16 protein-coding genes are annotated in these 20560 nt (G+C 46.5%); 14 read left to right on the forward strand and 2 right to left on the reverse strand.

The window, feature by feature from the left end; translation table 11 throughout:
* Positions 1 to 604 precede the first annotated feature (604 nt).
* Positions 605 to 1090 (forward strand): GyrI-like domain-containing protein, encoded by a 486-nt coding sequence (locus tag REC12_RS23160; protein WP_308898340.1) that lies wholly within the window; start codon positions 605 to 607, stop codon positions 1088 to 1090.
* A 146-nt stretch (positions 1091 to 1236) separates the two neighbouring features.
* Here REC12_RS23160 and REC12_RS23165 read toward each other — a convergent pair whose 3' ends face one another.
* Positions 1237 to 2358, reverse strand: a complete 1122-nt coding sequence (locus REC12_RS23165; RefSeq protein WP_308898342.1) for a PucR family transcriptional regulator — start codon at positions 2356 to 2358, stop codon at positions 1237 to 1239.
* Between the two features lie 192 nt (positions 2359 to 2550).
* On the opposite strand from REC12_RS23165, the gene REC12_RS23170 reads away from it, so the two are divergent.
* The 7 genes from REC12_RS23170 (at position 2551) to REC12_RS23200 (ending at position 9892) form a co-directional block, all read left to right on the forward strand.
* Positions 2551 to 3129 (forward strand): cytidylate kinase-like family protein, encoded by a 579-nt coding sequence (locus REC12_RS23170; RefSeq protein WP_308898636.1) that lies wholly within the window; start codon positions 2551 to 2553, stop codon positions 3127 to 3129.
* A 148-nt stretch (positions 3130 to 3277) separates the two neighbouring features.
* Positions 3278 to 4000 carry an amino acid ABC transporter ATP-binding protein gene (locus REC12_RS23175; RefSeq protein ID WP_308898638.1) on the forward strand — a complete coding sequence of 241 codons (723 nt, stop codon included), beginning with the start codon at positions 3278 to 3280 and terminating at the stop codon, positions 3998 to 4000.
* A gap of 16 nt (positions 4001 to 4016) precedes the next feature.
* On the forward strand, positions 4017 to 4712 hold the full coding sequence (locus REC12_RS23180; RefSeq protein WP_308898343.1) for an amino acid ABC transporter permease: 696 nt from the start codon (positions 4017 to 4019) through the stop codon (positions 4710 to 4712).
* Between the two features lie 69 nt (positions 4713 to 4781).
* Complete coding sequence (locus tag REC12_RS23185) at positions 4782 to 5669, forward strand: substrate-binding periplasmic protein (protein WP_308898639.1); 888 nt, start codon at positions 4782 to 4784, stop codon at positions 5667 to 5669.
* Between the two features lie 219 nt (positions 5670 to 5888).
* Positions 5889 to 7019, forward strand: coding sequence for an iron-containing alcohol dehydrogenase (locus tag REC12_RS23190; RefSeq protein WP_308898641.1), 1131 nt, complete (start codon positions 5889 to 5891; stop codon positions 7017 to 7019).
* A 45-nt stretch (positions 7020 to 7064) separates the two neighbouring features.
* The gene (locus REC12_RS23195; protein ID WP_308898344.1) at positions 7065 to 8420 is read left to right on the forward strand and encodes an aspartate aminotransferase family protein; all 1356 of its coding nucleotides are present in this window, start codon (positions 7065 to 7067) and stop codon (positions 8418 to 8420) included.
* A gap of 257 nt (positions 8421 to 8677) precedes the next feature.
* Positions 8678 to 9892, forward strand: coding sequence for an MFS transporter (locus REC12_RS23200; RefSeq protein ID WP_308898346.1), 1215 nt, complete (start codon positions 8678 to 8680; stop codon positions 9890 to 9892).
* 123 nt (positions 9893 to 10015) lie between these two features.
* Here the strand turns inward: REC12_RS23200 and REC12_RS23205 are convergent, their stop codons facing one another.
* Positions 10016 to 10174 (reverse strand): hypothetical protein, encoded by a 159-nt coding sequence (locus tag REC12_RS23205; RefSeq protein WP_308898348.1) that lies wholly within the window; start codon positions 10172 to 10174, stop codon positions 10016 to 10018.
* Positions 10175 to 11292: 1118 nt separating this feature from the next.
* On the opposite strand from REC12_RS23205, the gene REC12_RS23210 reads away from it, so the two are divergent.
* The 6 genes from REC12_RS23210 to REC12_RS23235 are packed head-to-tail and all read left to right on the forward strand — an operon-like array spanning position 11293 to position 20416.
* Entirely contained in the window at positions 11293 to 12102 is an 810-nt protein-coding gene (locus REC12_RS23210; protein WP_308898642.1) for a KilA-N domain-containing protein, read from the forward strand.
* Positions 12103 to 12125: 23 nt separating this feature from the next.
* The gene (locus REC12_RS23215; RefSeq protein ID WP_308898350.1) at positions 12126 to 13859 is read left to right on the forward strand and encodes a TerB N-terminal domain-containing protein; all 1734 of its coding nucleotides are present in this window, start codon (positions 12126 to 12128) and stop codon (positions 13857 to 13859) included.
* On the forward strand, positions 13860 to 15188 hold the full coding sequence (locus tag REC12_RS23220; RefSeq protein WP_308898351.1) for an ATP-binding protein: 1329 nt from the start codon (positions 13860 to 13862) through the stop codon (positions 15186 to 15188).
* Positions 15185 to 17356 carry a DEAD/DEAH box helicase gene (locus tag REC12_RS23225; RefSeq protein WP_308898352.1) on the forward strand — a complete coding sequence of 724 codons (2172 nt, stop codon included), beginning with the start codon at positions 15185 to 15187 and terminating at the stop codon, positions 17354 to 17356. Before REC12_RS23220 ends, REC12_RS23225 begins: the two co-directional genes overlap by 4 nt.
* Positions 17357 to 17377: 21 nt before the next feature.
* The gene (locus REC12_RS23230) at positions 17378 to 19747 is read left to right on the forward strand and encodes a hypothetical protein (RefSeq protein ID WP_308898353.1); all 2370 of its coding nucleotides are present in this window, start codon (positions 17378 to 17380) and stop codon (positions 19745 to 19747) included.
* 48 nt (positions 19748 to 19795) lie between these two features.
* Positions 19796 to 20416, forward strand: coding sequence for a class I SAM-dependent methyltransferase (locus REC12_RS23235; protein WP_308898354.1), 621 nt, complete (start codon positions 19796 to 19798; stop codon positions 20414 to 20416).
* The last annotated feature ends 144 nt before the right edge of the window (positions 20417 to 20560 follow it).

The raw sequence follows: 20560 nt of genomic DNA on the forward strand, positions 1-20560 counted from the left end.
AAAGGATACTGGGTACTTAAAAGTGTTCCGAATGTGGCATGGAGGCTGAAGGATGCGTCACATCTATTGAAGAGGTAATCCAAATATGATATTCAAAGCCCTATTTTTAAGCGTCATTTTACTAACCTGTTTCTCTATTCCCATATTCTTGAGTATAAAAGTGGCTAAATTTCAAAATCTCGGAATACTCAAGAAGGAGATTATTATTACTTTGATAGTGGTAGTTTTTTATTTAGTTACATTAGAATTACTAAACTTAATTGGAGACAATATCGCGCTTAATTTATAATCATGCTAATTTTCAAGGCTTCCGCTAATTCTCTCAATTCAGGAATTAAGGATGTATCAGCTCAAAGGAAGTTTGGCCAACTGAGAAATCGGGAGGAGCGTTCAACTTTCTGCGTCGTCTTGCAGCCGTAAGGCTTAAAGAGAAAGGCTGGTACGAGCCGTTTAAATCGAGAGGTTTATGCATGGTTCTGTAGGCGGCTGGTGGTGAAATCCCTCCGGCCGACCTGGCAAGTGCCGGGTCTTGCGTGTTGAGTGTGGTTAGCGTAAAGAAATACTGGACAACTTAAAGATTAATCAAACTATAGGGGTTGTTTTAATGGAACCAAGAATAGAGACATTAAACGAGAAAAAATTTATTGGAAAAAAAGTTATCATGTCTTTTTCAGAAGATAAAACCCGGGAGCTATGGCAAAGTTTTATGCCCAGAAGAAAAGAAATTAATAATAGCATTGGCAATGATCTATATTGTTTACAAGTTTATGGCAATGATTTTGATTTTAACAAATTTGACTTGAATAAGAAATTTGAGAAATGGGCTGCAGTAGAAGTAACTGATTTCGATAATGTTCCAGATGAAATGGAAACCATTACAATAATAAGTGGACTTTATGCTGTTTTCATTCATAAAGGAGCTGCTAGTACAGGCCCCGGAACATACCGATACATATTCGGAACCTGGTTGCCAAATTCAGGCTATGATTTGGATAATAGACCTCATTTTGATATTTTAGGGGATAAATATAAGAATGATGATCCTACTTCTGAAGAAGAAATTTGGGTGCCAATTAAAGTAAAAGTATAAGACTGGGTAATTTCCCCCGCCACCCCAGCCCCTCGCTAACTCTAAGAAGAAATAGCCGCCTCTTGTCTAAAGGTTCCGGAGAGTAAAGTTTATGGACATTGATGAAGGAAAATGGGCGGAATTCCTGAACTGGACCTTGTGTTTCCTCACTGTATGGAAAGATATTCCTTAATATAAAAGGCCAGCAGCAGATTGAATTTCTCCGCGGCATTGTCCAGCTCGGTCTTTAAGATCTCTTTAATTTTTCGGATGCGGTAGATGACGGTATTGCGGTGGGTGTGCATCCGGGAGGCCGTGTCCAGCAGGCTGCAGTCGGACATAAGGTAAATTTTCAGGGTGTTGAGGTAATCCGAATCGTGATCCAGATCGTAATTGGCCAGTGCCCCCAGGTGGCGCAGGTAAAAGGTTTCCAGCAAACCGGGGTCAGAGGTATTGAACAAGATCTGAAACAGTCCCAGTTCATCAAAACGCACGTACGGCTTTTGCCGGAATTCCGCAACAGCCAGGGAAAAACGAGCGCGCTTGTAGTATAAACTTATTTGCGCCAGGGAAGGGGCCGCATCGCTGATACCCAGCCTGATACTGTCGCAATAACAGAGCAGCTCGATCATCCCCTCCAGGGAAAGCTGCGTCTGCGCCGTGTTATGGACCAAAACCTGCATATTTTCATACTCAAACAAGTGATATTTCCAGCCGTATCTGTTCAGCGGGGAAGTAATCCTGGTCTTATCAATGAGATTGCGGATGACAAAAATTCTATAATTCCCCGCGGTCGCAAAGCCGAATTGATTGAGAGTGCGGAGGGTATTGTCCGGCACCGGCAGCTGGTTGATGGCGTTCTGAAAGGTGGCGCTCAATTGGTTTTCCCAGTGGTTCTCATCCAAGAACAGCCGGCAGAAATCCTGCAGAATATCCACCAAATGCACTTCCCAGGGCATCGTGAAGATGGGGAATTTGTTGACATTGCAAAACTCAATGATTTCCGGGGTGAGGTCCGGGAGAGAGACGTACTTGCCGACATTGATCAGAATCCCGCTGCAATTGTGCAAGGCGATGGTGCGAATGAAATTATAGAGCTTGACGCCGCTTTGGGTAAAAAGCCCCGTGGTAATGACCAGCTCGCCGCCTTTTAAGAAGGAGACGGTTTGAATATCCTCGGCGACATAAACCCAGGACGTATCATTGTTCAGACCGTTTTCTCCGCCGCGGAGGGTCAGCATGTATTTGCTTTTGGCAGAGTCATATAAGGTTTTTACCTGTGTGCGCATCGGGCGTCTCTCCTCAAAGAATTTTTTCGAGTATACCAAAAAAGACTTGTGCTGTAAATACAAAGAAGAGCGAAATGTTTGTGGCGTGAGGCCATTGGAATTAGTTTTCCCTGTGCTATAATACTAACATACCAAATAACAATTTCGCTCTGAAAGGTAGGATTTGCTACGGAACAAAAATTTGCGGTTACGATAGCACGACAGTTTGGCAGTCTGGGCCGCCCCATTGCCCGCCAGGTCAGTGAAAAACTGGGCATTGAATACTACGACAGAGATATCGTGGACCTTACTGCCAAGAAGCTGAATCTTCCGGTTTCGACCATCAGTGAAGAAGAGGAAAGCGCTAAATCTGCCTTCTTCAATATGAGCTACCCTTTGGGAATGGGGACCACGGAAATTCAGGATGAAATATTTGCGGTTCAGCGCAAGATTATTACCGACTTTGCGGAAAAAGAGTCTTGTATCATTGTCGGCCGGTGTTCGGATTATATTTTAAAAGATTATCCCAATCTCATGAACGTATTCATTTACGCACCTTACACGGCAAGACTTTGCAATTGTGTGGAGAAGCTCAACATGCAGCCCGCCGAAGCCAAGAAAATGATTGCCGATGTCGACAAGGCCAGGGAGGCCTATCACAAACATTATTGCGGCTACTCCATGTCCGACAAGGACTTCAAGCATGTCATGCTGGATTCCAGTTTGCTGGGGGATGAGGGAACCTGCGCTATCCTGGTGGAAATCATCAGGAAACGGTTTAATTGGCAATAACACGTCCCTAAGCTAAGGACAAGAACGATGCAATGAGGCATTTCTAATTGGAAATGCCTCATTTTGTTTTATTACCCCGGGCGGGAGGACGAAAAAACTCTCAGAAACCACAACCACTTTAGGCAGGAGGAAGGTGTCAAAAATGTCGATGCTGGAAATCAGGAATCTTTGCAAATATTTCGGGGACCTGGAAGTCCTGCAGGACGTCAATATCTCCGTACAAAAAGGAGAAGTCGTGGTCATCATCGGTCCCTCGGGCTCGGGCAAAAGCACTTTGCTCCGCTGCATTAATCTGCTGGAGCACCCCACGGGCGGTGAAATCCTCTATCAGGAGCAGGATATCACCCAGCTGGGCAAACAAGTCACGGATTACAGGAAGCATGTCGGCATGGTCTTTCAAAAATTTAATCTCTTCCCCCTGAAAACGGTATTGGAAAACGTGATGTACGCGCCGCTGAAGCTCAACAAACTGCCGAAGAAAGAGGCTAAGGATCAGGCCATGCAGCTGCTGCACAAAGTAGGCCTGGAAAGCAAGGCGGAGGTTTACCCTGCCGCTCTCTCCGGCGGGCAGCAGCAGCGGGTCGCTATCGCCCGGGCTCTGGCCATCAAGCCGGATATGCTTTTATTTGATGAACCGACTTCGGCTCTCGACCCCGAACTGGTGGGGGATGTGCTGGAGGTTATGAAACAGCTGGCCGGCGAAGGCATGACGATGGTCGTAGTGACCCACGAAATGGGCTTTGCCCGCGAGGTGGCCGACCGGGTGATCTTTATGGACGGCGGCTACGTGGTGGAGGTCGACAGGCCTGCGGAGATTTTCTCCAATCCTAAAAATGAAAGAACCCGGGCATTTCTGGCCAGAGTTTTGTAAGAGGAGGTGAACTACCATGGAACTGCACTTTGATAAAGCCTTCGCCACTCTCGGCCCCAGTCTTTGGCAGGGAATCGGCATTGTCGTCTACATTACCCTCTTTGGTTTTGCCCTGGCCCTGGTTGTCGCTCTTCTCCTGGCCATCGGCAAGCTCTCCAGGAATAAAGTCCTGACCCGGATTTTAAGCCTTTTCATTGAGCTGATCCGGGGCACGCCCCTGCTGGTGCAATTTTTTTACATCTATTACGTCATCCCCGTGCTTCTCAATAGTGTTGCCTCCCTGGCCGGCTATGCGACAAACGTTCAGTTCAAGCCCGCCACCTGCGGTATTATCGGCTTTGCCATCAATTACGGCTGTTACATGTCGGAAGTCATCCGCGCCGCGATTCTGGCCATTGATTACGGGCAGCGCGAAGCCGGCCTGGCTCTGGGCTTCAGTGAAAAGCAGGTCTTGTTCCGCTTCATTATCCCGCCGGCAATCCGCAATTCCGTGCCGGTTTTCGGCAACTACCTGGTGATGATGATTAAGGACACTTCCCTTTTAGCGATGATTTCTGTGCAGGAGCTGCTGCTGCGGACCAAGACCTATGCCTCGCAGACGTTTCTGACAGTGGAAGCCTACACCATTCTGGCCCTTTTTTATTTGGTGATCAGTATACCGCTTTCACAGCTCAGCAAAATTGTGGAGCGCAAATTGAAGCAGGTTGGTTAAATAGTACAAAATGTACTATCACAAATATACCCTTAGGGGCAAAGAAAGAAGGAGATTGGTTTGAAACGAATGGTAAACCTAAAATTAATGGTTCTGTGCCTGATATCCGTTCTGCTGCTGACAACTGTGACGGCCTGCGGGACCAGCAAAGGAACGGCCTCCGGCGGCCAGACCGCGTCGGGCGGAAGCCAGGAGTCCGCGCTGCTGCAGAAAATCAAACAAAGAGGCTATATTGTCATCGGTTCCTCCAACGACGCCCCCTTTGCCTATCAAGACGTCGACAGCAAAAAGCTGGAAGGCATCGATATCGAAATCCTGCGGGAAATCTGCAAACGCCTGGGTATTCCGGATATTCAAATGAAACAGGTTGATTTCTCCAATCTGCTGGTCGAACTGAATAATAACAGCGTTGATATGGTCGTGGACGGCATGTACGTTAAGGACGAACGGCTGAAGGTTGCCGCTTTCACCGACAAGTGGTACCAGGAAGGGGAAGCCGTGGTCATTCCGGCTAATTCCAGCATCGCCGGCAAAGATGACCTGAAAGGCAAAACCATCGGCGCCCAGCCCGGCACCGCTTTCTATGAAACCGCCCAAAAATGGCTGCAGGACGGAAAGATCGGCAATCTGGTCGCTTACGATAATCAGGCAACCCTGATGACCGCCGTGAACCTGGGCAAAGTGGACGCCGTCGTTACCGACGGAATTGTCGCCGGCTATACCCTGTCGAAGGACAGTTCCCTCAAACTCAAGCTTTTGTCCCCCTACCAGCCGGAGGCCAGCGGTCAGATCGGCGCCGCGGTCCGCTTTGCCGATGAAGATTTTATCAAGGAAGTAAACAAGGCTCTCAACGATATGAAGCAAGACGGAACTTTGATGAAAATACTGACCAATTACGGGCTGACCAAAGATTATTTCGTCGATGTCAATGACGGCGCCACCAAAAACATTAAGTAAAAGAACATCAGGAAAAAGCTATTTATTATTAAGAAAGAAACATTAGTTGAGAAAAGGCCTGTTGAGGAAACATCAAGTAAAAAAACATTAATACCGGCACCTTAAACAGCAAAGTAAGGGCTGAAGCTTTAGGTTAAGAACGAACGCGGAGAGAGATGCCGGGCCTCTCTCTCCGTCTTTTTGAGGAATATTTGAGGAGTCATTGGAGGAGTAACTATGCTGGAGTTTCAGTACCATCTGCCGGTCAATCTCCTGTTCGGCCGCGGCAAATCCGACGCTGTAGGAGAAAAAGCGGCCGCTTTGGGCAAGCGCGCCTTGATCGTCACCGGCGGCAGCAGCGCCAAACGCTCGGGACTGCTGGCCAAAGTTGAAGGGTTGCTGCGGGAAAAGGGAGTTTCCTCTGTCCTGTTTGATAAGGTGAAACCGAATCCTCTGACGACCACCGTCTACGATGGGGCGGCCCTGGCCGCCGCAGAGGGCTGTGATCTGGTCATCGCCGTCGGCGGCGGCAGTAGTATCGACGCCGCCAAGGGTATCGCCTTTCAGACGGTTAACGGCGGGGACATCAATGACTTTATTTTCGGCCGCAAAGTCAGTACCGCGGCCCTGCCCCTGATCGCCCTGCCGACCACCTGCGGCACCGGCAGCGAAGGCAACGGCTTTGCCGTAATGACTAATCCGCAAACCCTGGATAAAAAATCCCTGCGCTGCAATGCTATTGTACCTGCCTGTTCCATCATCGATCCGCTGCTCATGACGACCATGCCCCAATCCACTCTGGCCTGCGTGGGCTTTGACGCCCTCTGTCACAACATGGAAGCCTATCTGTCCGCGCTGGCCCAGCCCCTGACCACGATCCAGGCTCTGGAAGGCATCCGCCTCTGCGCCCAAAGCCTCTGCCAGGTCTATGAGGACCCTTCCGATCTTGAGGGTTGGGAGCGGCTGACCTTAGCTAGCACCCTGGGCGGCATGGTGATCAACAGCGCGGGGGTGGCCGCGCCGCACAGCCTGGAACATCCGGCCAGCGGTCTGAAGGACATCGTCCACGGCAAAGGCTTGGCGGCCCTGACGCCGCTGATTTTTGAACAGTCCATCGGCGGGGCGCCGGAGAAATTCGCCCTGATTTCCAAACTTTTGGGCGGCAGGGATGAAAAGGACTGCGCGGAGACAATCCGGGAGCTGCTGTCCAAGCTCGATTTAACAACAACCCTGGGCGAACAGGGAATTAGCGAGGCCGACGTGGATTGGCTGGCGGAAAATTGCCTGAAAATCTCCGCGGCCGGCCTGAGCAATCATCCGCTTGTCTTCGGCCTGGAAGAGATAAAGAGGATCTACCGGGAAGCCATCTAAGTCCCGGCTGCCCGTAAACCTGATATTGCTGAGAGGAGAATTCTTATGCTGAGAGATGCTTTGCCCCAAATAATAACGCCTTTGCCCGGCCCCAAGGCTAAAGCGATTATCGCCAGAAGAGGGGAGGCCGTTCCGGAGGCCGTCAAATGTGTTTATCCCTGCGTCATCAAAAGGGGAGAGGGCGCCATGTTTGAAGATGTGGACGGCAATATCTTTCTCGATTGGGTCGGGGGAGTGGGGGTTCTGAATATCGGCTACAGCCATCCGGAAGTCATCGCAGCCGTGAGAGAACAGGCCGGCAACTATTTCCACGCCATGATGAACATCGTGACCCATGAAGGCTATATCAAATTGGCCGAAAAAATGAACCGGATCATCCCGGTCAAGGGAGAAAAAAGCAAGACCATGTTTGTCAATTCCGGCGCGGAAGCTGTGGAAAACGCCGTTAAAATAGCCAAGTCTTATACCGGGAGACCTAATATCATCGTATTTTCCGGCGCTTTTCACGGCCGGACCCTGCTTGCCGCGACCATGACTTCCAAAAAAGCCTACGCTCACGGGCTGGGTCCCTTTCCCGACGGAATATACCGGGCGGAATTCCCGTATTTGTTCCGGGGACCGAAAGGGTATACGGAAGCAGAAAGCATTGCTTATTATCTGGAAAAATTGTATAAAGTCTTTGAAGAAGCTTCCCCGGCGGAATACGTGGCGGCCATTGTCTTCGAGCCGGTGCAAGGGGAAGGCGGTTTTATTCCCGCCCCTTTGGAGTGGGCCAAGGCTGTCCGCCGGCTCTGCGATGAAAAAGGCATCCTGATGATCGTCGACGAAGTTCAGACCGGCTTTGCCCGTTCGGGCAGGATGTTTGTTGCTAACTACTGGGCCGAGGCCGGTTTTGCTCCGGATATTATCGCCACGGCCAAATCCATTGCCGGCGGCATTCCCCTGAGCGCTGTCACGGCCCGGGCCGAGATTTTCGACGGAGTTAAGAGCGGGATTATCGGAGGCACCTTCGGCGGCAACGCCCTGGCCTGCGCCTCGGCCTTAAAGGTGATTGAGATTATCGAGCGCGATAATTTGTGCGCCCGTTCGCTGGAGATTGAAGGGAAGTGTCGGGAGAGGTTCCAGCTGTGGCAGGAGAAGTATGAGGAGGTCGGCGACGTCAGAGGGATAGGCTGTATGATGGGCCTGGAATTCGTGACCGACAAAACCAGCAGGAACCCTAATCCCCAATTGGTCGCCAGGATCATCGCCTCCGCGGCCGGACAGGGTTTGATCGTGGAGAACGCCGGAATCTACGGCAATGTGATCAGGTTTTTGTGCCCGTTGGTTGTGACGGACGCCCAGCTTGCGAGAGGCCTGGAGATCTTGGAGTCGGCCCTGGAGACCTGCCGGCAGAATTAAGTATTTTGAGCATAATAAGAGCATTGAGCAAAATCCAGGCTGCCCGGTTATTAAATCAGATGTCTGCCTTCAGGCCTGTCCCAGATTCGAATGCGCATTCGAATCTGGGACAGGCCATTTCGTTTTGCTCTAAATTCTTATTGCTAAATATGGATGGGAGTATGTCACAAGCAAGGTAACTGTATTAATATAAGAATATAAGAAAAGATAAGGAAATCTATGAACAATCCTTAAGTTTATACGGGGGAGGTAAAAGGATGAATGTAACGGAAACATCAAAAGAGAACTCTTACATGTGGGTCATCCTGGCCATCATTTTTTTAGGTCAAGTGCTCTTGAATGTCTTAAGCTTCCAGATAGGCGGAATGGCCGCTCAGCTAATACCTGCCTTGCATCTGCAGCCCAGCCAGCTTGCCATGGCCTTGTCCGCTCCCATGCTGGCCAGTGCCGTACTGGGAATTCCCGCCGGCGCTCTGGCAGACCGCTTCGGCGTTAAACGCATAGCGGCCTTCGGTTTGATTATCAGCTCCGTCAGCAGCTTTGCCCGCATCAGCGCTGCCAGCTTTGGCGCGCTTTTTGCCTGGATGTTGTTGATTGGTTTTGGTATCGCCGTTCTCAATTCCAATGCCGCTAAATTACTGGGCGCCTGGTTCCCTATACGGCGGATGGGGTTGGCGATGGGAATTTATGTCGTAGGCGCCGGAGTGGGGATTACGATCGCCTTAGCGACGTCTCCGCTTTTCCCTTCAATTCACAGCGCTTTTCTTACTTCGGCAATTGCTATGACTTGCGTAACGGTTTTGTGGCTGCTGTTCATTAAAAATAAACCTGCGGGAGCGCCTGATCAGCCGGTTCTGTCCATGACACACTGTCTGGGTGTGGCGGCTAAAAGCAAAAATGTTTGGTTTGGTGCGCTGGCAATATTTTTCATGATGGGAACCTATGTTACCCAGAGTGGCTTCTTATCGAATGCCCTTGTTCAGGCCAAGGGCATTAATCCGGTTCAAGCCGGCCTGGTTGCCTCTTCTTTGACCCTTGCTTTTATTGTCGGAGGCTTGCTGGGGCCGATAATTTCTCATAAAACCGGATTAATCAGGCCGTTCTTAGCTCCAACGGCTATCCTTTGCGCTCTCAGTTCCTACCTGGCCTGGAATGTTCCCTTTGGTCCCCTTACCACCGTATTTCTTATCCTCGCCGGCCTTTTCATCGGTATGACTCCTCCGCTTATTTTGTCCTTGCCTATGTCACTTCCGGAAATCGGGCCGGTCTATGCCGGGAGCGCGGGAGGAATTCTCAGTACGTTTCAAATGGCCGGCGCCTTTTTTATATCCTCCTACGTCATTATCCCGCTGGCGGGACCGGATATTAATAAAGTGTTTTTATATATCGCCGCCGGTTATTTCATTTATGGCATCGTCATGCTGTTCCTGCCTGAATTGGGAGCAAAAGCAAAGAAAAAGAATGTGGTTTGACCCAATGAGGTGCTCAAGGCAATGAAGCAGACGGGACTCTGCGCTGAAAAAGGCATTACCCCTGAGGGGCATTGGGTAAGACGAGACTTTAATTCGGTTTGCGCTAATTGAGTTGATGATTGCTTAGATTCTTGTCAGGGAAGGGAGTTGAACTAAAGGATGGAAATGACCGTCGATAAAAAACGATGCCCGCAGAACCACCCCTGCCCGGCGGTCCGCGTCTGTCCCACAGGCGCAAATTACCGTGTTATCGGATAAGCTTTTAGGGATAAACGTATTCATCAAATTAAAGAATTCAATAGTTTCCTCCTGTATGTAAGTTATATGTACATGAAATTTTGAGTTTTACAGTTATGTTTCCGTAGACGGGGCATTCAGAAGTTGTAGTCCTGTTGCAACGCTAAAATCGTTAATGGTTGAAAATGAGTAATAAACTTTGGAGCGTAAGAGCAATTTTGCTTTTGCGCTCTTTTTTCTTAGAGTAACTAAAAAATCTTAATAATAAGGAGGATGTTTTCATGAAAAAGATTACGTTTATTCCTACAAAAATTTTGTGAAGAATACTGGAAAACTAAGGGTTGCAGCATATTGTTGGGTTAGTACCGAGCGCAAAAGCCAATGCGCAAGAAAAAAGGATTGACGGACGAGGCCTGATGGCCTCATGGGGCTCCGCCCCATACGCGACCTTCGGTCGCATAGGTTTATCGCTTTGGGTTTCCAAGGAGAGTGATGCTTTGAAAACAAAAAGAAAAGAGCGACACCGTGCTCCGCCATATTCACTATTGCCGGGTGAGCAGGTATGGACCGGCACAGCCTCGTAGCCTGGAGCTTTAGATAAAAACTTATACCAGGATGATACAAAGTCATCCTGACTGGACTTTTGCCAGCGTATTTTTTAACGTTGGGAAAAGTGGATTGCGGCGAAGTGGAAGGAGCATATTTCAATTTGCTATAAAGATAAGTTGTGTATCAATATCAAATTAAATGATGGATGAAAGGTTTGTAAGGGGCAGCGAGACGGTAATAATGAAGTGTTGCAGTGTTTGCAAACTACTCTGTCATTTTTGCCCAAAATATGGCATGATATAAGAAAATTCTCATTCTCTGGTACTATTAAAAAAGCAAATGGTGATTAAGATGAATATTGATTTATATCATAATGATACCGGAATTTATACAGAAAAAACGTAAATGCGATTATTGGGATTTTAAGATAGCGCATCCCAAAAACAAAGCAGATTTATTGCACGATATACTTTGCATTGCAAAATCACAGGTACCAATATTTATTTGCAAGCAGAACATGTGTTTGGTATAATTTGTATGTGAATTTAAACCTATCGAATCACTATCGAACGAATTAATTTCGGTAGAAGGAGGTGTGATAGTTGGCTAAAAAAATGACAGTAGACGGAACTGAAATTTCAGTTGTTCAATTCGAAGAAAAAGATTATATATCTCTTACCGACATGGTTAGAAATATGGAAAATGGGCTAGCTCTAATTGAGAAATGGCTACGGAATAAAAACACAATTGAGTTTTTGGGAATATGGGAAGAAATGTACAATCCCGATTTTAATTCCCCCGAATTCGAGGGAATTAAAAATGAAGCGGGGCTAAATCGGTTTGTATTGTCTGTAAAACAATGGACGGAGAAAACGAATTCTCGTGGGATCATAGCAAAAGCGGGCAGATACGGTGGTACATATGCACATGAAACAATTGCCTTTGAATTTGCCTCGTGGGTATCTCCCCAGTTTAAGCTGTATCTGATTAAAGAATTCCAACGTCTGAAAGAGGAAGAATACAAACAGTTAGGCTGGGATATTAAACGCAATCTTGCGAAAATCAATTACCGCATACATACGGATGCAATCAAAGAAAATTTAATTCCTCCGCAGCTTACGCCCCAACAGGTAAATCAGGTATATGCCAGCGAAGCCGATGTGCTAAATGTAGCCTTGTTTGGAATGGCTGCAAAACAGTGGAGAGACGCTAATCCTGAACTCAAAGGGAATATCCGTGATTACGCTAATGTTTCACAACTTGTTTGTCTTTCCAATATGGAGAACCTGAATGCCGTATTTATCGGTGAAGGGATGCCGCAAAATGAACGACTTACAAAGCTAAATGCCATTGCAATAAATCAAATGAAACTTCTGACAGAAGATCATAGAATAATGGCACTTGAGGAAAAGAGTCGTGAATGAGGTGTGATGAGGAGTTGTATTTTATGGCAAATATTCATGCGCTCATGACGCTGATCAACAAAATATTCCCCAAGGAGAACTGCACCAGGGACAATATCGCTGAGTTCATCCGACGGCTTGCCCTAAAAGATGTCAGTCAGAATAATGAACATTTTGCGCCCGTGCAGCCGCCGCAAGTAAATCAGAGCAGTAGATATTCTCCCGAAAAAATAACGCAAAAGCCATCCACAAGAGGAAAGCAATCCGAACCGTACGCGACCTTTAAGAAGATGAGGCAAGTCGGCGGTGTTCGAGAAGAATACATGAGCTATTATGCTAATAATGCTGAGATCTTTTTTAAGCAAGCGCAATTTATGAAGGATTTTATGGATAATTATGACCAGAAGATTCCGCTTGATACTTACTGCGCTACTTATGGCACAATGGACGACGCGCAACTGCGCACTTACTTTACTTGGCGCACAAAGGTGCGTCAGGGTGTTATTGAGGAAACCTCGTTATCCTATGCATTCTGTTATATATTTGAACTGCTTAATGATGTCGGTGTGAGCAGCCCCGCTGAGGCAATCGAGAAATTGATGACACTTTGGAGGTTGTTCAGGCGGTATCATGAAACAATGGACACCAATTTGCGCCAATGGATACGGGATTATTATGTGGTTCATAAACCACAGTTAGCGGTTGAATTCTCAGCTTTTAGCAGCAGGTTTCCTGTTCCGTATCACGTCGAAGATGTAACTTTGATGGCAAAGGCAAAGTCCTGCCGTTGGGATGATTTGAGAGTTATCGAAGCGTCATCATCATTTAGGATAACCAACGGGCAATTTTACAAAGCCGCCGATCAGGCGATGATTGAAAAATGCGCTTGCTTTGTAATACAGGAGCTTGCTAAACTTTTCAAAAGTAGCGGCGTGGATTTGAGAAATATGTTTTTTGAAAACCGCAGGGAGAAAATGTACCCTCTCTTCAGAGGTGCTGTACATAGGAATACAGCCATACAGCCGATAACGGTACAACTTGACGAGTTTGAGACGATTAAACTAAACGGCAGGGGTTGGTATCGGGAATATTTAACCTTGGCCCAGTACCGGTCTGTGATCGGATATATCTTGAAATGTATCGAAGTCAAAATGCGAAAACACTTCGGTTACAAGCGAAACCTGCAAATGCCGAATATTTCTCAGGTGGAAAATAGTTTTTTGTACAGCGAACCGGATAAATTCACCTATCCAACCCGCCCGACCATGGGCAGGCTGAAAGTATGGAAAGCGAGGGCCTTCTCCGTCATAAGCAGCGCCGAGTTTGAGCTGGCAATCACCCGTGCTATTGCCGAATACTGCAAACTGGCCCATCTCGTTATCGTAAACGGTGTGGTTAAGGAGATTAAGCCTGTTGAGATAGATTTGAGCAAGCTTAAGGATATCGAAAAAGAACACCTGGAAACGGCAGCAAAGCTCATTGCTGAAGAACCGCCGGTACCGGTGGTTGAAGTTCCACGTCCTGCTGTGATAGCGCCTGATCTTGAAATGGCGGGAATGGCCGGTTTCGTAGATTCTCTGCCTGAAGAAGGACGAACCCTGTTGATTGCGTTGCTTAACGGAGGACAAGTTCCGCCCAACAGCGAACTGCTTGTAGAAACAATTAATGCCAAGGCACTTGAGGCGATTGCCGATAACATGATCGACTATTCCGAGAGTGTGCCGTATGTGTATGACGATTATACCGACGAACTGAAATTGTTGTTGGGAGGGCAATAGATGAGTGTAACAAACAAAATTCCGCCGCGGATTGCCAGCACACTGCTTAATGCCTTAAAAGGCGGCGTGGTCCCGCGCACGGGGCTTGGCTACATCACGGTGGGAAGAAAAGATGAGATTGATGCGCTTTTGCACGATGTTGAGACCATTTCCATCGGCGGGGCTTCGTTCCGCTTCATCGTCGGGAAATACGGCGCGGGCAAGAGCTTTCTTTTACAAACAATCCGCAACTACGCCATGGAACGCGGTTTTGTGGTCGTTGACGCAGACCTGTCTCCCGAACGCCGCCTCGTCGGCAATAAGGGGGAGGGTCTTGCTACCTATAAGGAACTGATGAAAAACCTGTCTACCCATACCGCCCCTGACGGTGGCGCTTTGAGCCTGTTGCTCCAGAAGTGGATAGCGGCGCTTAAAACGGAAGTTATGGCCGAAAATTCGCTCCCGGCAGACAGTGCGCAACTCAACGGATTAGTCGAGCTAAAGATCCATCAGACCGTCAATGAACTGGAAACCATTGTGCACGGCTTCGATTTTGCGCGGATTATTGCGCTGTACTGGAAAGCAACGGTCAACGAGGACGATGAAGGAAAGAGGAAAACCCTCAAATGGCTGCGCGGCGAATATCCTACCAAAACAGAGGCGAAGCAGGAACTGGGTATCGGCGTTATCATAACGGATGACGACTGGTATGAGTATATCAAACTGTTCTCTATGTTCGTCGTGAAAGCGGGATATAAGGGCATGATTATGATGATTGACGAATTGGTCAATCTGGTCAGAATCCCTAATTCGGTTGCGCGTCAGAACAATTATGAAAAGATACTGACCATCTACAACGATGTTATGCAGGGCAAGGCCCAATATTTAGGCGTGATTATGGGCGGCACGCCACAGTGCATCGAAGATACGAGGCGCGGCGTATTCAGCTATGAGGCACTGAAATCCCGGCTTGAATCCAGCCGTTTTTCCGATGGCGCTACCCGCGACCTGCTGGCGCCGATCATCAGGCTCAAAACCCTTACACCCGAAGAGATGTATTTCCTTGTGCAAAAGCTGGAATCTATCCATGCACTTGTGTATAAATACGAGCCGAAGCTGAAATCCGCGTCACTGCAGTATTTCATCAAAAGGGAGTTTACACGGGTTGGCGCGGGACAAAACATCACCCCGCGGGAAATCATCCGGGATTTTATTGAGATCCTGAATATCATTCTCCAACATCCTGAAAAGTCGCTGGAAGGCATTTTAGACGGCGAGAGTTTTGAGTATGCCGCAGCGTCTGAAAACGACGAAAAAATTCAGGAGGAATTTAAGGGGTTTGAGATATGAGCGCTTTCGGGAAGTTAGCAACCTTTATTCAAGACTACATCTACCGCAACAACTGGGAAGAACTGCGTGAAGTCCAAGTTGCGGCTTGTGATGTTATCTTTAATACGGCTGACAATCTTCTCATTACTACGCCGACTGCATCTGGCAAGACAGAGGCGGCGTTTTTACCGGTTATTACTGAACTGTACAACAAACCTTCAAGCAGCGTTGGTGTATTGTACATCGCCCCTTTGAAAGCTCTGATTAACGACCAGTTCGTGCGCCTTGAAGAATTGCTGGAAGAAGCCTATATCCCTGTAACCAAGTGGCACGGCGACGCGTCGCCATCCCTGAAAAATAAATTGCTCAAACATCCCCAAGGTGTCATGCAGACCACCCCTGAATCATTAGAGGCGCTGCTGATGAAAAGAAAACAGCAGGCGATGAAGCTGTTTTCCGATCTTCGCTTTATCATTATTGATGAGGTGCATAATTTTATCGCTGAGGACAGAGGGGTTCAGCTGCTTTCCCTTCTGGAGAGACTACAGAATCTGATCGGCTTCTCGCCGCGGCGCATCGGTCTCTCCGCTACGCTGGGCGATGTACCGGCAGCAGAAGCATGGTTAAACAGCGGAACGCCAAGAACCTGTGTTACGCCGGATGTTGGGACGGAAAGACGCAAGGCGATGATCATGATCAGTCATTTTTATACTTTGCATCCTTCTGTTGATCAAGAACGCCAAAGTGTCCTGCCCTTTTTCGAATCGCTTTACAGCCTGACGCGAGGGAAAAAAAGCATCGTTTTTTCCAACTCCCGCTCCGACGTGGAGCGCAACATTGTGAACCTCAAAGACATCGCGGAAAAACGCCGCGAGCCTGATGTGTTTCTGGTACACCACGGCAGTATTTCCGCTTCCAACCGCGAGTATGCCGAAACGCAGATGAAGTTTTCTGATCTGCCCTTTGTGACGGGAGCGACCGTTACCTTAGAATTGGGTATCGATTTAGGCGACTTGGAACGCATCGTGCAAACCGGCTGCCCGCATTCGGTGGCAAGTTTGTCGCAAAGACTCGGTCGCAGTGGTCGCCGCAGCGGAGTCTCGGAAATGTGTTTTGTTTTTGAGGAAGAAAAGGAATCAGCAGGTCTAGAGTTTTATAAATCCATTAACTGGCTTTTGGTAAAATGTATTGCGTTGATTGAATTATACCGCGAGAACTGGCTTGAGCCTATCGTAGCAGACCGCTATCCTTATGGCGTTTTATATCATCAGACGATGAGCTTTCTCTACAGCTGCGGTGAAGCGAAGCCGGAGCTGTTAGCGCAGTCGCTCTTGAGCGAGGCGGTGTTTGCCCATGTCTCTCAGGAAGATTACAAAACATTGCTGCGCTATATGCTGGAAAAAGAGCAAATTGAAAGAACCTCTTCCGGCAGTCTTTTAGTCGGTGCGCAAGGCGAACTATTGACGAATCATTATAATTTTTATTCTGTTTTTGAAAGCCCCATCGAATATTCGGTGCGAGACGGTTCCCAGGAAATTGGTATGTTAAATAATCCGCTGCCGCCGGACACCACCTTTGTGCTAAGCGGGAAAACGTGGTCTATCCTTGAGGTTGATAAAGAACAGAAGATCATTTATGTCACAAGTGCCAAAGGTAAGCCGCCGACTGTTTGGGACGGTACTTGCGGTGGCTTTGAACATACCAAAGTCCTCCAAAAAATGCGTGAGGTCGTCGCAGGCCGTACTGAATATCCCTATCTTCATCCGAGTGCGGCATCCCGTCTTAAGGAAATACGGCTGACAGTACGTCAGACACGGCTGTTAGAAAACGCGGTGTTTGAAATTTCTCCGGACACCTTCGGCCTGGCCCTGTGGCTTGGAACAAAGGCGGCAAACGCTCTCGACCTTGCGCTGACGGCGCTGCTACCCCAACGACAGTATACGCCCCCCTACTGGCCTTTCATTATTGTCAAAAACGTCGGACATGATGCGCTCTTAAAAACATTAGAGTACATAAAAACTGTGCCGCTGTCTATCAACGACTTAAGCATCCCTGACGAGATAAAGGTCGAGGGAAAATACAATGATTTTGTTCCGCCGGCATTACTGAGGAAACAATATGTCGCCAAATACATTGATATTGGGGAAATGCAGCGGGAGATGACCAAGAATAAGGAAGCTGAAAGCTAAAAGCAGAAGGAGTAAGTGCGTGTGAAATTATTTGAGCTGATTTGGACAAATATCAAGCTTTTCTCTGCGGTATTACTGGCTTTCATTTTAGGTCAGATTATTGTTGGAATATGGCGCAGACCATACATAGAAATGAAATATCGCTTTGAAAAGAGCAAAATCGGGAACGTCTTACTTGAAAGATATTTTAAGAAGGTTATTCCGGTAATTTTGCCCTTGATTTCGCTCGCTGTTCTGGTGGCGCTTCAACAGAAATACAGCATTATTAACTTTGGGAAAAGTGAAGGATACACGGGGCTTGTCCTAGGGATATTGACCTTATATGGCATATTGTATGTTTTTTTACAATTCATTATCAACTACACGCTGCAGGACAAAGAAAATGATTTGTATTGGGGAAGAAGTATTATCGGGGAATTGTTTGTCCAAAAACTAGGATTTAAACTTTTTGGTTCTGTTTTTTTTAGGTTTCTTTTGGTCTATGGGGGCATTTACCCTTATATAAAAGAAGCAATCGTTTCAGTAACGGAGAAGTTAAGTATCACAGGGAGCGTTCTGCAAGCTTTGTGGGAAACAAGCCTGTTCATTATTTTTATTTTGTATGTATATTTATTTTTGCAGAGCCTAAGTGGCATGAGTATTTTATACGATGTTCACAAGAAATATAAATTAGAGCCATTGAGATGGAAAATCAAGAAACAAGTAACAGAAGAATATATGAGAAATTTCAAATATGCTTATAAAAAGAATCGTTATGAGATCTTTTTCAATTCATTATTTGCCGAGGCGGAAGACTTAAAGGCGAATAAACAACAAGAAATGATAATGCACATTTTAAACGAAATATTTTTTGAAACAGAATTTACGCCCGGCGGATGGAGCGTGCTGGAGAGATTTATAGGAAATGAGGAAAACGAACAGTGGAATCGTCTGATCTATTTATATAATTTTTTTGTCCAGTTATTTGAACGACTCGCAAAAAGCTCTGTGCAGTTAAAGCTTGATGAATTATTAGAGGTTCACAAAATCCAGGATAATGCTATATGTAAGGCTATTGACAGCTATATCAAAACTCAAAATAAAGAATCCGAGTTAAGGGATAACATATTTATCAATGAGCTTGTCGACAGATATATGCAAGAGAAGTTCTGGAACAAAGAATGTACATATTTTAAGCTGCCCGCAAACATTATGAAGTCTATTAATTCTTGGGACGACCTCGAAAAAATCCACGAGCATATTACGCAGCAAAGAGGTTATAAGATTATCCAAAAAATCCGTCAAGAAAATGATGCGGAATTAACGGATTCCAAAAGATTGCTGATAGAAAGCTATGACGCGTATTTAAAGAAAATGCTGGATCGTTATAAGGATTATGTGGATGTATTGAAAGGAAAAAGTGATTTCTGGTTTTTCGGATCATTGAAGCGGGGAGCAGCCAGAGAAAATAGTTTAAGCAATGCCATTTATCTGTACATGCGGGATATGGCTTATACGGAGTCAGATAAAGAATACTTCGTTTTTCTGGCGGAGAGGCTGGCTTACAAATATAAAGCGGCTCTTGTTATATATCATATGCTTTATCCCAAGCCGGATCATGAGTGGAGTAAGGAAGTAAAATTATTTCGCCGGATCATCGATGCCGACTGGGCGGATGAATCCATTGCGGATGAAGAGGTGCTGGAATTTGTATGTACTAAAATTGCGGAAAGTAATATTGGGCATCGGATAAAGGGAGAGTTAATCCGGTGGATTGGCCATCATATTAAGATAAATCAGATAAACGAAAGGATTATGCACAGATGCTTGACGGATCAATATATCACATACGCAAAGCTTCTCAAATTCATATATATTTTTACAGACAGCACAAGCTATCCGATTGATTTTTATAACTTCGATTTTGATAAAATCGAAAAACCATCCGGCTCGAATTGGGGAACGGGATTCTTCACCGAGATGCTGGAAACTCCGGAGCTGTTGCGGGAAAGCTTTTTCGCAAAGCATGTATATCAGCTTTGTGAAAAAATTTCGTATTCGGATGATGATTTTGCTAGGATCAGAGATTTCAGAGTGTTTTGGCTAAATCCGATTTTCAAACTCGATAAATCCAAGTTCATGGAGTTGACGAAAAATCATTATCTGGAAAAAGGGATTATTGAATTTTTACTCTTGTGTTTAAGTACCGAGAGCTATGAATACCTTATTCAGGGCGAGACTTCGGCATCTTTTGCGGCTAGAGTCAAAGCGATTATCAAAAGCGAAAATAAAGAAATAAATAAATATGTGGAAACTTTAGTGAGTCGGGCTAATGAATGCAGAGGACCGGCTATATCTGATTGGGAAGTGACGCGACTTATTAATGAATTACGAAAATTGCTTGATGAATAATAATTATACTTTGACGATTAAATTTTAGGTTAAGGGAGTAAACTGACAATGCGCGACAACAAAAAGTTTTGGAATCGGTATTCCGGGCTGTATGACTTCGAGATTAATCGGTTTAACAAAGCGGCATACGAAGAAATGTACAATCTGATGTCGAAAGTGCTGAGAGCCGATATGCGGGTTTTGGAAGTCGCCACTGGAACCGGTTTAATCGCGCTTGGCATAGCCAAATTTGTCCGGCAAGTTGAAGCGACGGACTTCTCCTCCAAGATGATTGAAACCGCAAAAAAGAAAATTGCTCCGTCCAATGTTAAATTTTCCATCGAAGACGCTGTGGCATTATCCTTTGCAAATGATTCATTTGATGCGGTCATCATTTCCAATGCTTTGCATATTATGCCAGACCCCGAAGCGGCGCTTATGAGTATCCGCAGGGTACTGCAACCTGGTGGATTACTGATAGCACCAACCTTTGCGCATGGGCACCTAAAAAACTCCATCTGGAATCTGAACGCTAAAATACTGAAACTCATCGGGTTTGAAACTTACTCGAAGTGGATACCGGAGGAATATACTGGGTTTATTGAGAAAAATGGTTTTTCTGTTGGCCGGCGGAAAGTATTAAGAGCCACTTTTCCGCTTGTCTATCTTGAGGCGACTAAAGTATCCTAATCTTTATAGAATTAGGGTACTTAATGAGTTCCGGGAGACGTGAATATACGTTGGGTGTTCAAGAGGGGAAAGGTTTTGACCGAAAATCGTGACATTTCCCCGCCAAGGGATACCAGATTGACACGGTAGTATTTTTATATCCTC

This window comes from Candidatus Desulfosporosinus nitrosoreducens (assembly GCF_030954495.1).
Classification (GTDB): domain Bacteria; phylum Bacillota; class Desulfitobacteriia; order Desulfitobacteriales; family Desulfitobacteriaceae; genus Desulfosporosinus; species Desulfosporosinus nitrosoreducens.

Coding starts and splice junctions, on each gene's coding strand:
- REC12_RS23165 (WP_308898342.1), bottom strand. CDS start 2,358: ATGCGCACACAGGTAAAAACCTTATATGACTCTGCCAAAAGCAAATAC.
- REC12_RS23160 (WP_308898340.1), top strand. CDS start 605: ATGGAACCAAGAATAGAGACATTAAACGAGAAAAAATTTATTGGAAAA.
- REC12_RS23215 (WP_308898350.1), top strand. CDS start 12,126: ATGGCAAATATTCATGCGCTCATGACGCTGATCAACAAAATATTCCCC.
- REC12_RS23185 (WP_308898639.1), top strand. CDS start 4,782: ATGGTAAACCTAAAATTAATGGTTCTGTGCCTGATATCCGTTCTGCTG.
- REC12_RS23220 (WP_308898351.1), top strand. CDS start 13,860: ATGAGTGTAACAAACAAAATTCCGCCGCGGATTGCCAGCACACTGCTT.
- REC12_RS23175 (WP_308898638.1), top strand. CDS start 3,278: ATGCTGGAAATCAGGAATCTTTGCAAATATTTCGGGGACCTGGAAGTC.
- REC12_RS23200 (WP_308898346.1), top strand. CDS start 8,678: ATGAATGTAACGGAAACATCAAAAGAGAACTCTTACATGTGGGTCATC.
- REC12_RS23225 (WP_308898352.1), top strand. CDS start 15,185: ATGAGCGCTTTCGGGAAGTTAGCAACCTTTATTCAAGACTACATCTAC.
- REC12_RS23180 (WP_308898343.1), top strand. CDS start 4,017: ATGGAACTGCACTTTGATAAAGCCTTCGCCACTCTCGGCCCCAGTCTT.
- REC12_RS23235 (WP_308898354.1), top strand. CDS start 19,796: ATGCGCGACAACAAAAAGTTTTGGAATCGGTATTCCGGGCTGTATGAC.
- REC12_RS23195 (WP_308898344.1), top strand. CDS start 7,065: ATGCTGAGAGATGCTTTGCCCCAAATAATAACGCCTTTGCCCGGCCCC.
- REC12_RS23210 (WP_308898642.1), top strand. CDS start 11,293: ATGACAGTAGACGGAACTGAAATTTCAGTTGTTCAATTCGAAGAAAAA.
- REC12_RS23205 (WP_308898348.1), bottom strand. CDS start 10,174: ATGAATACGTTTATCCCTAAAAGCTTATCCGATAACACGGTAATTTGC.